The 14,509-nt window shown below is 35.5% G+C and carries 17 protein-coding genes; 3 read left to right on the forward strand and 14 right to left on the reverse strand.

The window, feature by feature from the left end; genetic code table 11:
* Positions 1–177 precede the first annotated feature (177 nt).
* The 12 genes from cysE to LBD46_00465 all read right to left on the reverse strand — a co-directional run bounded on the left by cysE (position 178) and on the right by LBD46_00465 (position 10,753).
* A complete protein-coding gene (gene cysE, locus LBD46_00410; protein MDR2425639.1) occupies positions 178–855 on the reverse strand; it encodes a serine O-acetyltransferase in 678 nt (225 codons plus the stop codon).
* A gap of 132 nt (positions 856–987) precedes the next feature.
* Positions 988–1,329 (reverse strand): hypothetical protein, encoded by a 342-nt coding sequence (locus LBD46_00415; GenBank protein ID MDR2425640.1) that lies wholly within the window; start codon positions 1,327–1,329, stop codon positions 988–990.
* Between the two features lie 33 nt (positions 1,330–1,362).
* Positions 1,363–1,623 carry a helix-turn-helix domain-containing protein gene (locus tag LBD46_00420; GenBank protein MDR2425641.1) on the reverse strand — a complete coding sequence of 87 codons (261 nt, stop codon included), beginning with the start codon at positions 1,621–1,623 and terminating at the stop codon, positions 1,363–1,365.
* 189 nt (positions 1,624–1,812) lie between these two features.
* Positions 1,813–3,303 carry a hypothetical protein gene (locus LBD46_00425; protein MDR2425642.1) on the reverse strand — a complete coding sequence of 497 codons (1,491 nt, stop codon included), beginning with the start codon at positions 3,301–3,303 and terminating at the stop codon, positions 1,813–1,815.
* 103 nt (positions 3,304–3,406) lie between these two features.
* Positions 3,407–4,006 (reverse strand): 3'-5' exonuclease, encoded by a 600-nt coding sequence (locus LBD46_00430; GenBank protein ID MDR2425643.1) that lies wholly within the window; start codon positions 4,004–4,006, stop codon positions 3,407–3,409.
* Between the two features lies 1 nt (position 4,007).
* The gene (locus tag LBD46_00435) at positions 4,008–4,334 is read right to left on the reverse strand and encodes a hypothetical protein (protein MDR2425644.1); all 327 of its coding nucleotides are present in this window, start codon (positions 4,332–4,334) and stop codon (positions 4,008–4,010) included.
* Between the two features lies 1 nt (position 4,335).
* The gene (locus LBD46_00440; protein MDR2425645.1) at positions 4,336–5,328 is read right to left on the reverse strand and encodes a tetratricopeptide repeat protein; all 993 of its coding nucleotides are present in this window, start codon (positions 5,326–5,328) and stop codon (positions 4,336–4,338) included.
* Positions 5,321–5,737: an archease gene (locus tag LBD46_00445; GenBank protein ID MDR2425646.1), complete on the reverse strand. Its 417-nt coding sequence runs from the start codon at positions 5,735–5,737 to the stop codon at positions 5,321–5,323. Before LBD46_00445 ends, LBD46_00440 begins: the two co-directional genes overlap by 8 nt.
* On the reverse strand, positions 5,738–7,276 hold the full coding sequence (locus LBD46_00450; protein MDR2425647.1) for an MBL fold metallo-hydrolase: 1,539 nt from the start codon (positions 7,274–7,276) through the stop codon (positions 5,738–5,740).
* Positions 7,277–7,389: 113 nt separating this feature from the next.
* Positions 7,390–9,039 (reverse strand): arginine--tRNA ligase, encoded by a 1,650-nt coding sequence (gene argS, locus LBD46_00455; protein ID MDR2425648.1) that lies wholly within the window; start codon positions 9,037–9,039, stop codon positions 7,390–7,392.
* A 10-nt stretch (positions 9,040–9,049) separates the two neighbouring features.
* Positions 9,050–9,550, reverse strand: coding sequence for a nitroreductase family protein (locus tag LBD46_00460; GenBank protein ID MDR2425649.1), 501 nt, complete (start codon positions 9,548–9,550; stop codon positions 9,050–9,052).
* 45 nt (positions 9,551–9,595) lie between these two features.
* The gene (locus LBD46_00465) at positions 9,596–10,753 is read right to left on the reverse strand and encodes a tetratricopeptide repeat protein (GenBank protein MDR2425650.1); all 1,158 of its coding nucleotides are present in this window, start codon (positions 10,751–10,753) and stop codon (positions 9,596–9,598) included.
* A gap of 89 nt (positions 10,754–10,842) precedes the next feature.
* On the opposite strand from LBD46_00465, the gene LBD46_00470 reads away from it, so the two are divergent.
* From LBD46_00470 to LBD46_00480, 3 genes are all read left to right on the forward strand, one after another.
* Positions 10,843–11,037 (forward strand): hypothetical protein, encoded by a 195-nt coding sequence (locus LBD46_00470; GenBank protein MDR2425651.1) that lies wholly within the window; start codon positions 10,843–10,845, stop codon positions 11,035–11,037.
* Positions 11,038–11,210: 173 nt separating this feature from the next.
* Positions 11,211–11,501, forward strand: a complete 291-nt coding sequence (locus LBD46_00475) for a hypothetical protein (GenBank protein ID MDR2425652.1) — start codon at positions 11,211–11,213, stop codon at positions 11,499–11,501.
* The gene (locus LBD46_00480) at positions 11,459–11,674 is read left to right on the forward strand and encodes an OmpA family protein (GenBank protein ID MDR2425653.1); all 216 of its coding nucleotides are present in this window, start codon (positions 11,459–11,461) and stop codon (positions 11,672–11,674) included. The genes LBD46_00475 and LBD46_00480 overlap by 43 nt, the downstream gene beginning before the upstream one ends.
* A gap of 167 nt (positions 11,675–11,841) precedes the next feature.
* Here LBD46_00480 and LBD46_00485 read toward each other — a convergent pair whose 3' ends face one another.
* A complete protein-coding gene (locus LBD46_00485; GenBank protein MDR2425654.1) occupies positions 11,842–12,384 on the reverse strand; it encodes a porin family protein in 543 nt (180 codons plus the stop codon).
* Positions 12,385–12,523: 139 nt separating this feature from the next.
* Positions 12,524–14,197 (reverse strand): ammonium transporter, encoded by a 1,674-nt coding sequence (gene amt / locus LBD46_00490; GenBank protein MDR2425655.1) that lies wholly within the window; start codon positions 14,195–14,197, stop codon positions 12,524–12,526.
* Positions 14,198–14,509: the final 312 nt, after the last annotated feature.

Below are 14,509 nucleotides of genomic sequence, written 5' to 3' on the forward strand. Positions count from 1 at the left end.
AAAGCCTTGTCTTTGTATAATTGTATAAGTTAAGTATTATTTAAATGTTTTGAAAGATGTGAACAGTTTCAGTTTTTATAATTTTTTGGATTTTCTTATCTATGTTTATTGGTAAGTAGAATTTTTTAAGTTTTTATATCTTTATAAATTATATTGTAGATTTGCAGACAATAAATCTTATTTCTCGCGTTTTTCGTTGAGTTCTATGCACTCTCTGATTTTTTCCAATGCAGCGTTTAGCTTTCTTTCAGATTTAAGCTGTTCCTCTAAAACAAATTTCATCGCTTCGGCTATAGGGTCTGGGAGTTTATTGTGTTCAAGTTTTGTTATCTCTTCCGCGCTGTACCCCATGCTTATTCTTGCAGGAACGCCTACTGCCGTAGCATTTGCTGGAACGTCATGCGTTACTACAGAGGCGGCGCCCACGCGCGCATTGTCGCCAACGGTAATCGCTCCAAGTATAATCGCATTGGAGCCAAGCACTACGTTATTTCCTATTGTCGGATGCCTTTTTTTCCTTTCGAGAGAAGTTCCACCAAGCAAAACACCTTTATATATGAGAACATCATCACCAACTTCAGCTGTTTCACCTATTACCACGCCCATACCGTGATCAATAAAAATCCGCCTTCCGAGCTTTGCTCCAGGATGAATTTCTATTCCAGTAAGAAATCTCGCTATATGAGAACTGCATCTTGCAAGAAAATATAATCTGTGTTTCCAAAGCCAATGTGAAAACCTGTGAATAATGACAGCATGCAGTCCGGGATAACAAAAAAGAACTTCAAGCCACGAACGCGCGGCAGGATCTTCATCAAAAATATTTTTTATATCTTCTCTAAGTAGTTTAAACATATAGCTAAACATTCCTTATAAAAATTAATAAGATATTATACTAAAAAAGATTTTCCACGTCATATTAAAATTTTACAAAACAAAAAAAGCCCCGAAAAGACAGCGGGGCTTTTCAAGTTATAAAAGATAAATTTATTTCTTTTTAGCTTTTTTCACGGGCTTTTTTACGATTTTTTTCGCTACTTTTTTCACAGCTTTTTTAGCAATTTTTTTTACAGCTTTTTTTACCACTTTCTTTTTCGCTTTTTTCTTCCCGCCTCTGCTCATGACGGATCTTGAAATATTGCCCTGTTTATCAATAAAATACAAGAAACCCGATTCTTTCTTAAGTCCGACTTTTTCTACTTTTGAAGGTTTTCCACCTTTTTTTCCACCTCTTGCCATCAATGCTCTGGAAATATCACCCTGTTTATCGATGAAGTATAGGTACCCTGACTCTCTTTTTACGCCTACTTTCTGTACTAATTGTGCCATTTTTACACACCTCCTGTTTTTGTATAGTACGGCTTATTTACTTTCACCGGTTTCTGCCGGATCCTTTTTATTTTTAACTGCCTGCACATCTTCTTTTTTTGTTATTATTTTATCTTTCAGCCAACTGTCTACGATATCTTTTGAAAATCTGTACTGCCTTCCTATCTTTGAAGCGGGAATCTTTTTCATTCTTATCAAACTATATATTTTTGATTTTCCTATTCCCAAATATTCAGAAAGTTCTTTTATGTCCATTATCTGTTTGTTATTTATATTTGTATTTTTATTTTCCATTTTTTATCTTTTTCTTTTTTTTATTTTTATTAGTTTTTAAAATTATATATATTCTATTAAATTTTGTCAACTAGTATTTTTTAGCCATAAGAAATAGCAAATAACAGTATTTAGTTTTATTTACTATTAAGAAGCATTGTTTTTTATTTTTTAATATTTGAAACTATTAGATAATATGATTTAATATCATTATTTACCGTTTATTTTATCAAAGCAGTACTTAAGATAGCGGAAATATTCAGAATTTTCATGCTGTAGTTTAAATGCTTTTTTTATATTTATCAGCGCTTCTTCATATCTTCTTTCGTTCATAAAAATATTCGCAAGGGCTCCATATGTTTGATGTATTAAAGTATTTTTTTCAGCAGCGATAGTGAGATATTTTTTTGCTTCTTTTATGTCTCCCCTCTGCCATGCAAATATTCCGATAAAAGCTGCATTTGATGGTTCTTTTTGTTTAAATTTCATCGGCATTTTCTCATAATTTTTTTTCATAAAATATGCGCCTGTCTGAAATGTACCATTATCTAAAAATCTTCTTCCGTATAGAAAGGCGGTTTTCACATTATCCGGTGTTTCCGTTACAGCGGCACAAGCAAAAACAAGTTTGTTTGCGAATTTGATATTGTTGGTAAAAGAAACCGATATAAAAAATATAAAATATAAAAACATAAAATAAGGCAAAATCACTTGAACTTTACCGTTTAATTTTATTTCATTAAGAATAATAATTAATCCGACAAGCGCAATATACACCCTGTGCTCAAGAATGAAATAACTGTTTTGAAAATACGGCAAAACTAGAAACATTACAAACCACAAAATACCAAAAAGAATATTTGATGTATTTACTTTTTTTGATATATAAATCAGCGCAGCAATGAAAACCGAAATTAAAAATCCTAAAACTGTGTCAAAAACCGAAAGAAGGGGCATAACTTTAAGATTTACAGGAAAAAATATTTTAGAAACATATTGAAGGGTTGCTGGAAAAAATTTGAACGTCGCAGCCTTTATATAACTTATTATATGAAAGATGCTTATCTCTTTTGTGCTTGTAAAAGAATTTTTCATTAAATACCATATTAAACAACAAACCAGCATGGAAAATACCAAAATAAACGTTTTCTTTAAGAAATCTTTTTCTTTTATGTCCAAAAGCATATAAGCAGGGAAAACGACAAACGAAGCTAAAGCCGTTTCTTTTGTAAAAAGAGAAACCATAAATAACAGCGAAGTAAAAAAGACATGTTTTAAATTGCCGGATTTTTTATATTTAACCATAAACATGAAAGAGCCAAATACAAATATGGCAAGAATAGAATCGTTTCTTCCCGGTATCCATGAAACCGCCTGGTTAAGCAGTGGAATAATGGCAAAAAAAGAAGAGAAGACCAAAGATCTGTTTCGGGAAAAATTTAAATTTTTAAGAAGATTAAAAAGCATGCACACGGCAACAAAATGATAAAACACATTGGAAAGATGATATACCCAAATTTTCCCACCGCCGACAATTGTGTCGATTATCCAGCTTATGACAAGAATAGGCCTGTAAAAAGTGTCATCGGTTTCATTAAAAACGCTTTTAAAAAACGAAGCTATTATATTGTACGGATCTCGCAGATATTCGTATCTTGATGTCACAAGAGTCACATCATCAAGTTCTGTAACATCGAACATTATACTTCCTGCATACACTATAAATATTATTATGATAAAAAAAGCGTATGGAAAAATTTTGTAATTAAAAATATTTTGCAGGGATTGATAAAAGATATTGTTGTCAGTTTTTTGAATTGTATTCATATAGAACGGGTTCAATCATATCTATTCCTTTACGATACATATTTGAAAACAAATATTTGGACACAGAAAACATCGTTAAAACATCAGCCATTGCCCTGTGCTTCAATTCAACTTCCACACCGATGGAGGCTGCTATATTGCAGAGAACGTTCGATTCAAAAGAAAAGTATTGCCTTGCAAGTTTTAAAGTATCTATATAATATATTCCGCTTGTTCTTACGCCACTTTCAGAAAGTTCTTTATGAACAAAAGCCAAATCAAACTGCGCATTGTGACAGACGACCGTGCTTGTGCCTATAAATTCCGCGATACTGCCAGCAATATTTTTAAATTTCGGAGAAGCACTAACCATATTGTCGTAAATAGAATGAATTTTAGAACATTCAAGAGGAATAGGCTGCTGCGGATTTATGAGAGTTTCAAAACGTTCTTCTTTGCCGTTTTGAGTTTTAAGCATTGCGATTTCGACGATTTTATCACCTTTAAGATAATTAAGCCCTGTAGTTTCTATATCCAAATAAACCAAATCGTCGGGAGCATTAGTTTTTAAAGTTTTAGTAAATAAATTATCAAGCATGTCAGTATTCTATCATTTTTAAAAAAATAATAAACGCTGCCGCATAACTTAAAATCGTAAAAATAGTCCAGCATGTCTGCGGAAGCATTTGTCCGGGCTTTATTTTACATATTCCACATCCGACAATATAACAATATTTTGAAAATAAAGCCGCAAGCAGTGAAGTCAAAAAAGAAATCAAAATAATAACTCCATACAATATAAGCGAGCCAAGCAAAAAACCTGCAATAAATCCGGTAAGCATTATCTGTTTATTTATAAAATAATATAAAACGGAACATATCCCGTAAAAAATAATAAAAAATATTAATTTGTAATTATAAAACATTTTACCTCAAATCTATTCCGATATTGCGCAGTTCATAAATGGCTTCATCGCTTCCGTGGTATGCTGCTGTTTTAAGATATTCTACCGCTTCACCGCTTTTTCCTATCTTTTTATAAGCCATGCCGAGCAAATAATTCACTTTATCATTATCGGGGTTAATCTGCAAAGCCCGCAAATAAAAAGGTATGGCTTCGTCATAATTGTTTTGTCCTGCGTAAACCGAGCCTATTTTTAAATACGAAGTTATATACTCAGGATTGATATCTGCCGCTTTTTCATAATTTGCAAGAGCAGTGTTGGCATTGTTCATTTTAAGATACATATCACCCAAATTGCAGTATGCAGCCACAAATCCTATATCCGAATCTATCGCTCTTTTATAATAATTTGCCGCTTCTTTATATCGCTCCTCTTCCCTGAATGTGTGACCTATAAGATTATAAAATCCAGACTGGCTAAAATTTCCCGAAAGCAAAGCGCGTCTGTACCAAGCTCTTGCATTTTCCTGCATTCCGACGCTTCTGTAACAGAGTCCTATAAGAAGGTATGCCCGTTCCATCTCAGGAGAAAGCGTAGCGGCTTTTTCAAGATATTCTGTGGCCTGCAAAAATTTTTCCGAACTGTTTGATATTTGCGCTTTTAAAAATAAAGCATTGCCCAGATGATAATAAGTGTCGGCATTGTAAGGATCAAGTTCAGAAGATATTTTTAAATGTTTTGCAGCTGAGTCGTAATTTGAAAGCTTTGTCAGAGCTATCGCATAATTTCTATATGTTTCAGCGCTGCCGGCATTGAGTTCGACAGCTTTGGCATAGTATTTTGCAGCCATAAAATATTGTTCATTTATATAATAGGTATTCGCTTTTTGAAGTATAACTTCTTTTGAGTATCCCGAATTTCTATAAAAGTACACTCCTGCGCCTGCTAGAAGAAAACAAACCGTAAATATAATACTGAATTTGAGATTGTTGTCGATTTTATTTTTTTTAGACATCGGCTATTACCACAGTTTCATATAAATTATTTTTCTTTTCTATTTTGACATTTCCATAAGTAACGGCTTTAATTTCTAAATTTGTCTTAAAATCTTTTATTGCGACAAAATCCGCTTTAACATTTAAGCTGCAGTCATCTAAGGTTATATTGTCAAATTCCCCTCTTTGCAATCTTTTTTTTATATAAAACATATATAACAGCTCGTTTAAAAATTTTACCAGCAGTTCTTCCATGCTTTCTCCCATAATGGAAAAAGATATTTTTTCTACTTTTGCACCTAAAGATATTTCCTCGAAAACATTACTTAATAATCCTTGAGCGGCAGCTTCAAAAAGCCCCCCCAAAGTATCGGATTTTACTTTTAGGCAGAAATCTGCGGTATGTTCTAAAAATTCATAGTTTTTCATTTAGGGTTCTAAAACAACTTTTTCTTTATACGACGCTTTTGAAATATTTGTTCTGCCGTCTTTTTTTAAAAGCATTTCCATTTTTTCAGCGATTTTCTTTTCCGAATGTACTATGTAAAGAGACGTTTCTTTATACTGATTTGAAAGCCATTTCCGTATCATCTCAAAACCCGCATGGTCTGAAAACACATCATATTTTTTGACGGAAGCGCTGCTTTTAACGCCGTTAATTTTATTTTTGCCCGATAAAAGCATTCCTGCCGTACTTTTAGGTTTCACGTAATTTACAAGCATAATCATCAAATCCTTTCTGGGCAAAAGTTTAGAAACAAAATGTGCGGACATGCCTTTATCAAGATCACCGCTTGAAGAAATAAGTATCAGTGGATTATCAAATTTCACGTTTTTTTTCAGATTTATTTTTTCCGGAAGAATAGTTTTTTCTTTATAAATTTCTTCAGTAAACCAAATGCCTCTTTCATTTTTTTTCAACTCTTTTTGATATATTTCCGTTATATTGTTAGCACTGGGAGAAACACTGTAAATCGGAAAATCTTTAGGAAGTTTTCCGTTTTTTTGCATAAGTCGAAGTTCATATAAAACTTTTTGCGTTCTGTTAAAAGATAAAGCGGGAATCCATACGGTTTTACCTTTTTTTAAAGCTTTTGACAAATCATTTTGAAAAACCTCATAATCCAAAAAAGAAAGCTTTGATTTATCATCCGCATACGTAGCTTCGACAAAAATCATATCCGCTTTTTCCGGTACTGAAAATTCTCCGTTAAATCTTGAATAGCCGCTTCCCAAATCTCCAGAAAATAGAATTTTCTTACCGTTTATGTCAAAAATGACACTTGCCGAACCCGGAATATGTCCCGCATCTATAAGTTTTACTTTTATGTTTTTCGAAATTTCTTCCCATTCATTATAATTTAAAGTCACAAAAAGTTTCTCTATTTCTGCGCTGTCTTTAGCGCAACAATTTTTGCAGGCTAAAAATTTGATTTTAGTATTTTTGCGCAATTCTTCAAGAGTTATCGGCAGAGGTGGCTCTTCGACATTTTTAATACTTTCTTTGCAGTCTTCATGCCAATGAGCAATAGCAGTAGCTCTGTTAGCTTCGGCTTTCTCTCTTTGAACTTTTGACCAGTACCATTTTCTTTCGATTATTTCAAAGCCGTTCCTGTCTTTAAACAGCAAAAGCGCAAGCTCTTTAGTCACAGATGTCGAATATATTTTGCCCCGAAACCCTTTTGCTATAAGCAAAGGAACTCTGCCGATATGATCAAGATGAGCATGAGTTAAAACCAAATATTTTGCATCAATAAGCTCCTGCGGCATATCGGAATTCAAATAAAGTTCGCTGTCATCTCCTATAAAAAGACCGCAGTCTATTAAAACTTTTTCGTCTTCGGCATTTAAAAGAAAACAACTGCCAGAAACCACCTGCGCTGCCCCGTAAGGAGTAACCGAAATTTCGGCATAAACAAAATTTATAGAGAAAAAAAATAAAATAAACAGTAAAAATATTTTTTTCATTTTTCGCATCCTTGATAAATGAAAGTTTGGCATATTAAAAGATTAGAAGCTTGCCAATATCTTCCAAATATCGTCTTTATAACTTGCCACGGCTAGTATATGTCCGCTAGGACTTACATTTGTTCTGGAGCGGAAACACCCAGTAATCCCAAACCGTTATTGATGACAATCGTCACCGCTTCGATAAGTTTCAGCCTAGATGCAGTAAGTTTAGGGTCATCACTTAAAACGCGGTGCTTTTCATAGAATTTATGATAAATGTCGGCAAGCTCCATCAAATACGCAGTAAAATGATGAGGACTCATAGTTTGTTCACAAAGAAACAGCGTATCGCAAAAAGCCGAAAGCTGTTTTATAAGTTCTTTTTCTTCTTTTGCATTTAAAAGACTATAATCGATTTTCGAAGGCAGATCTTTTCTGTTTTTGCTTTCTCTGACTATTGAATTGCATCTTGCGTTTACGTACTGAACGTAAAACACCGGATTTTCGTTTGACTGTTTTTTTGCCAAATCCAAATCGAATTCAAGCTGCGAATCCGGATCACGCAGAAGAAAAAAAAACCTACATGCATCTTTTCCGACTTCATCTATGACTTCTTTCAGCGTTATAAATTCGCCGCTTCTTGTGGACATTACCACCGGCCGGCCGTCTTTTATCAGAGAAACAAGCTGATATAAAATAACTTTTAATGCTTCTTTTGGAAAATCCAGCATTTGTACGCAGGCATTTATTCGAGCGACATAACCGTGATGATCCGCCCCCCAAAGATTTACGAGTTTTGTAAAACCTCTTTCAAATTTATTTTTATGGTATGCCGCGTCTGAAGCAAGATAAGTATATCTTCCGTCGGAACGCTTTAAAACTCTGTCTTTATCATCTCCGAATTTTGCGGACGCAAGCCATAGCGCGTCATCTTGAACGTAAGCGTCGCCTTTACTTTTAAGATAATCGCAGGTTTTATCCACTTCCGTTTTCCCTTCACAATCTTTATCAAAAGCTATTTTTCCTTCGGAAAACCAATTGTCAAAAATTACCGCAAAATCTTTCAAATCGTTTTCTATCATTGCAAGAATATCTTTTACCGCTTCTTTTTTAAAATCTATTTCATCGGCATTTTTCTCTTTATCTAAGAGCCTTCTTGCAATATCGGCAATATATTCCCCTTTGTAACCATCTTCGGGAAAAGGAATGTTTTCACCTTTTAGCTGAGCATACTTTGCCTTAACCGAAGCGGCAAGTGCAAGCATTTGATTTCCGACGTCGTTAAGATAATATTCTTTTGTGACATTATATCCAAGATGCTTCAACACCCTTGAAAGCGAATCGCCAATTGCCGCGCCGCGTCCATGCCCTATATGCAGAGGACCTGTAGGATTAGCCGAAACAAACTCTACCATTATTTTTTCTTTGCCCTTTGAAGAAAGAGTTCCGTACTTTTCTTTTTGTTTAAGAATTACTCGAAGTTCTTTATAAAGAATTTCATTTTTAACACTAAGATTTATAAATCCTGTACCTGCGATTTCTGCCTTGCTTATGTAATCATCCATTTCTTTTAGAATTATGTCTATAAGCTCCCGAGCTATGACCGCGGGATTTGTTTTCAACTTTTTCGCCATTATCATTGCAGCGTTCACGGCATAATCAGCATCTATGTTTTTAGGCGGAATCTCTACAGAAAAAGAAATACTTTCTTCTAACCCTTTTTCTTCTGCGTATTTTCTCATTATCGCATTAAGCTTCTTCGTTATATGCCGTTTAATCATACTCTTCCTCTTATTTCCAAGCTTCGTATTTAATTTTTTCAGGACTCCACCTTTCTTTTTGTGTAGGTTTTATCGCAGATTTGCCGATTACGGCAAGTCCGAAAGGTTTTATATTTGCAGGCAGGTCAAACAATTTAGTGAAAGCGTCCATTCTTTCTTCATTTCCATATATTCCACACCAAACGGAACCATACCCTTTTTCCGCAGCAGCAAGAAGTATATTTTGAATAGCTGCGGCACAATCCTGCGGCAAATATTTTTCATAGGCCAAATCTTCGTCACCTGTAACGAGTATCGCGAGGGGCGCTTCCAAAACCATCTGCGCAGCTTTGTGAACTTGAGCGATTTTTTTATGCGTTTCTTTATTTTTTATAACAATAAAACTCCAGCAGCGCGTATTTCTTGCGGTAGGCGCAGACATTGCCGCTTTTAAGATAAAATTTAAATCTTCATCTTTAACTTCTTCCAACAAATATTTTCTTACACTTGTCCTGTCAAACAAAATGCTCATTTCTTTTCTCCCAAATTTTATAATTTAATTTTTTTCCTGCAAAAATCATTCCATTTCAAAAGGTATTTCATTTACGTTTACATAACCCAGCTTAATGCCTAGAGAATCGGCTTTATTTAAATCTTTGCGCGCACTTTTATAATCTTTCTGACTTTCTTTGACAAGCCCTCTGAGAAGATAAGCTTTTCCATTATCAGGCTGCATTTCTATGACTTTATTCAAATCTTTTTGCGCTTTTTCGTAATCATTAATTCTGTTTTCCGCTATTGCGCGCAAAAACCGCAGATTCGCATTTTTATGGTTAAGCTTTATCGCTTTTGTAAAATTTTCGACCGCATTTTCAAAATTTCCGACATTATATTCTATTATCGCGATATATTCATACAATCTGTAATCTTCCGTCCGCAATTTGGCAAGTTTGTTCAAATCATTTAAAGCGCTTTCATAATTCTTCATTTTATATTTGATGCGTGCGCGTTTTAGATATGACTCTTCATATTTGAAAACATAATTTTCATATTTCTCATACTCTTTTGTAAAACCATCTTTTTTAAGTTTTCTCATGAGAACTTCGCAGTTTTCATATGCTTCCGTAAACTCAGGATCCAAATCAACCGCCGTTAAATAATCTTCTATTGCAAGCTCCACATCACCGGCCAGTTCTCTGGCATAGCCTCTGCTGAAATAAATATTTGCGTTTGTGGGATCAATTTTCAGCGCTTTATTAAAATCTTTTACAGCAGATTTAGCTTTCCCGATATATATTTTGGAGTTCCCAGCGGTGAGATATGCAGCTGAAATATAAGGATTGTATTTTAGGGCTTTTTCACTGTCTTTAAGAGCGCCTTTATAGTCTTCAAGCATATACTTTATTGCCGCTCTGTTAGCATATGCGGCTTCATTTTTTTTGTCAAGTTTTATCGAATAATCATAATCTTCCATTGCGCCTTTATAATCCTGCAAAGCAGCTTTTATATATGCGCGCATAGCATAAAGGTTTGAAGAACCTGGGTCTATTTCAACAGCTTTATCAATATTAGATTTCGCTTCGGGATATTTTTCGGATGCCATAAATTCGTTCGCGGCAGACATATATTGCACAACTTTGGCGGCAGTTTCATCATGTCCCTGCGCTGCATTATCACAAAAAGTATCGGCAATAAACAAAGTAAAAATTAAAGTTAGAAACAATAATTTTTTCATCAAAAAAAACCTCTCCATTTCATGTAAGATTTAATTATTATACCTAATTACAACAGATTTTATAAGAGGTCGTTAAGGTCAAAATAGAAATGGTCTTTTTTATTTTCTGCAGCCAATTTAAAGCTGATTTTGAACATTTTTATCAATTTTTAAATATCCCTCTTTTTGTCTTGCCACAAAAAACCCCTGATTTAAATGCAGGTGTTGGAAGCTTAACAGCCGCACGTTTTCGAATAGGGACATATCTTCTTGCCCCTAACGATAAACATAAATTTGAACTTTAAAGCTGAAAAATCTTTCCTTTTATAAAGATATTATAAACTATCTTTACAATCCATTTTTATCTTTGCATTAACAAAAATAAAAATTTTACGTATTAGTGGATTTTTATATAATATAAACTGCTAAAAATTTTGAGACAGTTTTAAACATAAACAAATTAAAATGAGGTTTTTAAATGGTAATCAAAAATATTTTAATTATGCTTATCATATTGTTTTCAGCGGTTTATGCTCCAGCCTCGCAAGATGGAGAGATAGAATTTCTTTCGGACTCCATAAATGCGATAAACAGTATTGCGTATGGCAGGAAGACGGTAATTGCGGGATTTTATTTTGATCCGGGCAGCTCTTCAGTAAATGCAAGCCTGCAGGATTATCTTAAAAAGTTTGCAGATGAGATAAAAAAATTAAATATAGTGCGGTCATTGTTGAAGCGTATACCGATAACAGCGGGGATGTCAAAATGAACAAACTGCTTTCAAGAGACAGGGCTAAAGAGGTTAGCGAGGAATTGAAAAAAAACGGTATTCCGGGCAAAAAAATTATGTATTTCGGCAGAGGACAGATAAACCCCATCGCAGACAACAATACTAAAAATGGAAGAATACAAAACAGAAGAGTTGAAATAACTGTAAAGTAAAACACAATGTACTATGTTCGGCTTCATGGAACAGATTTCAAAGAAAAAATGGAATTTTTGCACCGCAACGACGGTAAAGTTGTTCCTTGCAGACAGCTCACCGGTCATGTTAATAAGTAGAAAACGGGCGGATAAAATTTTATTCGCCCGTTTTTTTACCTATAAAATTAAAAATTTACTGCAAAACCAAAAGTAAGCGCATTCATATCCAAATCAAGTCCGAAATCACTGACTGAATTGTCCCCGCTTGACACAGTCGTATAGGACAACGCTCCAAAACTTGTCCAGAGAGTAAACCTGTCGGAAATGGCATATTCGACTACAGGCAATGCCGCAACTCCGAAAGTATCAATTGACTCATCCTCTCCGTCTACTTTTGAACTTCCATAGCTAAGCTGTAATCTTGCATAAAAAGCAAAACTTCCGGCTGCAAAAGCTTTATAACGGACAAAAGGAATAACCGACCACGTGTCAGTTTTTACAGAAGTAGCATTATACTTGTCATCGGATTCATAGCCAAATCCTACTCCCGCGTCGATTTTATCCGAAAAAATATAGCCGATTTCCGGAGCTATTGCAAAATATGAACCTTCCGCATCGTCTCCAGAAAGCGTGTGAAAATTCAGAGACGTTCCCGCATACCAATCAAAGGCCAAAACGTTTACAGCCGCTACTGCTGTCATTAATACTGCCGCTAAAATCTTTTTCATTTTACTACCCCCTTTTTATGACAAAATCCGTAGAACGCACAAGGTGCCAACATCATTTTCATATTCCACGCCGTATACCGGCACGTTGTTCAATTTTGTCTTTTATTTTTTTCTAAAATTTAAATCTTTTCAGCTTTTTTTAATTTGTTTCATCTTGCAAAGCATCGTACCCTTCCTCGCTTGTGCGCACTTTTATTACATTTTCGACATTGTAAACAAATATTTTTCCATCTCCGATATTTCCTGTATGAAGTGTTTTCTTTATAGTGTCCACCAAAGTTTGTACAGGAATTTTTGCTACTACTATTTCTAGTTTTACTTTAGGCAGCAAAGCGGTTTCAATAACAGAACCTCTGTAATATTCCGCATGACCTCTTTGCATACCGCGGCCCAAAACCTGAGTTATCGTAATGCCCGTAATGCCCAAACCGTCCAAAGCCGCTTTAAGTTTTTCAAATTTATTCTGGTTGATAATCACTACGACTTTAGTAAGTTTAGTGCCGGTATGTGTGGGAACAGGCGGCGACGGAACGTCGCTTGTCTTCACTTCGCCTGTCTCGCTGTCAACAGTAGAAGAAAACAAAGAAGGCATAAAATCCGCGTACCCTATGAGATTATGTTCGACTATATCAAGCCCCGTTATCTCTTCTTCTTTATCGACTCTGATTCCGATAGTCTTTTTGATAGCGAAAAAAGTGATTGCCATTGTAACTGCAATCCATATGCCAACCGTTATCACTCCCAAAGTCTGAATTCCCAGCATTCTAAGACCGCCGCCATAAAGCAGACCTCCGTCCAGTGCAAAAACTCCGGTTAAAAGCGTTCCCAGCGCTCCGCAGACTCCGTGAACGGCGACAGCTCCTACGGGATCGTCAACTTTCAAAATTTTATCTATGAATTCTACCGCAAGCACAACGACTATTCCTGCAGTACCACCTATTATTGCAGCTCCCAAAGGCGAAACCGCGTCGCATCCGGCAGTAATGGCTACAAGTCCTGCCAGAACTCCGTTTAAAGTCATCGAAACGTCAGGCTTCTTGTAACGTATCCACGTGAAAAACAAAGTTACCGCAGCTCCTGCAGCTGCCGCAAGATTTGTAGTGACAAAAATACTTGATGCGGAAACTATGCCGTCACCCGTCATTGAAACGGTAGAAGCTCCGTTAAATCCAAACCAGCCGAACCACAATATAAATACGCCCAAAGCGCCGAGCGTTATGCTGTGTCCGGGTATAGCCTGCGAAACTCCATTTTTAGAATATTTTCCGATACGAGGACCCAGTATGGCCGCACCTACAAAAGCCGCAACGCCGCCTACCATATGTACTGTAGTCGAACCTGCAAAATCGTGAAATCCAAGTTCTCCAAGCCAGCCACCGCCCCAAATCCAATGTCCCGAAATCGGATAGACTATCGCGCTTATCACTATACTGTAAACTATGTAAGCAGTAAATTTTGTTCTTTCCGCCATAGCGCCTGAAACTATTGTTGCAGCCGTAGCGCAAAAAACCGTTTGAAAAATCAAAAAAGCGTGAGAAGGATAGCTTCCTCCATATGTGTCAGCTTTGCTGAACAAATCAAACGACCCGAAAAAGCCGCTGCCCGCTCCGAACATTATTCCAAACCCTATAATCCAAAAAAACAAGGAACCTAAACTGAGATCCATAAGATTTTTCAAAACTATATTGCCTGCATTTTTGGCTCTTGTAAATCCGGCTTCAAGCATTGCAAATCCTGGCTGCATAAAAAATACCAAAGTCGCTCCGAACAATACCCATAAAGTATCCACAGATACAAATACTGTTTGTTCCATGATATTCCTCCTTACAAAAATTTATAACTTCCGCGACAAACTTTTATTTTCCTCCTTTTTTATTTATGGAGTTTTAGCAGTACGCTTTTATTCTAATTTCAAAGAACAAGGCGCCGGAGATTTTTTTCTCCGGCGCCTTTGCCGTACCAATCATTAAAATGCTGAAAACAAAACGGAGCCGAAGAAAAGTTTTCTTCGGCTCCGTTGCCATTTTGTATTAAATTAGCAATAATCTACAAACTTATTTTATTTTTGTCAAGTGTTTTTTTTTCTGAGAAACAAAATGGAATCTTAGATACGGCAAACAACAGA

The organism is Candidatus Endomicrobium procryptotermitis (assembly GCA_031279415.1).
Classification (GTDB): domain Bacteria; phylum Elusimicrobiota; class Endomicrobiia; order Endomicrobiales; family Endomicrobiaceae; genus Endomicrobium_B; species Endomicrobium_B procryptotermitis.

What these genes read in the sequence shown, in the direction of transcription:
- cysE (MDR2425639.1), bottom strand. Translation starts at nt 855, where the DNA reads ATGTTTAAACTACTTAGAGAAGATATAAAAAATATTTTTGATGAAGAT.
- LBD46_00415 (MDR2425640.1), bottom strand. Translation starts at nt 1,329, where the DNA reads ATGGCACAATTAGTACAGAAAGTAGGCGTAAAAAGAGAGTCAGGGTAC.
- LBD46_00420 (MDR2425641.1), bottom strand. Translation starts at nt 1,623, where the DNA reads ATGGAAAATAAAAATACAAATATAAATAACAAACAGATAATGGACATA.
- LBD46_00425 (MDR2425642.1), bottom strand. Translation starts at nt 3,303, where the DNA reads ATGTTCGATGTTACAGAACTTGATGATGTGACTCTTGTGACATCAAGA.
- LBD46_00430 (MDR2425643.1), bottom strand. Translation starts at nt 4,006, where the DNA reads ATGCTTGATAATTTATTTACTAAAACTTTAAAAACTAATGCTCCCGAC.
- LBD46_00435 (MDR2425644.1), bottom strand. Translation starts at nt 4,334, where the DNA reads ATGTTTTATAATTACAAATTAATATTTTTTATTATTTTTTACGGGATA.
- LBD46_00440 (MDR2425645.1), bottom strand. Translation starts at nt 5,328, where the DNA reads ATGTCTAAAAAAAATAAAATCGACAACAATCTCAAATTCAGTATTATA.
- LBD46_00445 (MDR2425646.1), bottom strand. Translation starts at nt 5,737, where the DNA reads ATGAAAAACTATGAATTTTTAGAACATACCGCAGATTTCTGCCTAAAA.
- LBD46_00450 (MDR2425647.1), bottom strand. Translation starts at nt 7,276, where the DNA reads ATGAAAAAAATATTTTTACTGTTTATTTTATTTTTTTTCTCTATAAAT.
- argS (MDR2425648.1), bottom strand. Translation starts at nt 9,039, where the DNA reads ATGATTAAACGGCATATAACGAAGAAGCTTAATGCGATAATGAGAAAA.
- LBD46_00460 (MDR2425649.1), bottom strand. Translation starts at nt 9,550, where the DNA reads ATGAGCATTTTGTTTGACAGGACAAGTGTAAGAAAATATTTGTTGGAA.
- LBD46_00465 (MDR2425650.1), bottom strand. Translation starts at nt 10,753, where the DNA reads ATGAAAAAATTATTGTTTCTAACTTTAATTTTTACTTTGTTTATTGCC.
- LBD46_00470 (MDR2425651.1), top strand. Translation starts at nt 10,843, where the DNA reads ATGGTCTTTTTTATTTTCTGCAGCCAATTTAAAGCTGATTTTGAACAT.
- LBD46_00475 (MDR2425652.1), top strand. Translation starts at nt 11,211, where the DNA reads ATGGTAATCAAAAATATTTTAATTATGCTTATCATATTGTTTTCAGCG.
- LBD46_00485 (MDR2425654.1), bottom strand. Translation starts at nt 12,384, where the DNA reads ATGAAAAAGATTTTAGCGGCAGTATTAATGACAGCAGTAGCGGCTGTA.
- amt (MDR2425655.1), bottom strand. Translation starts at nt 14,197, where the DNA reads ATGGAACAAACAGTATTTGTATCTGTGGATACTTTATGGGTATTGTTC.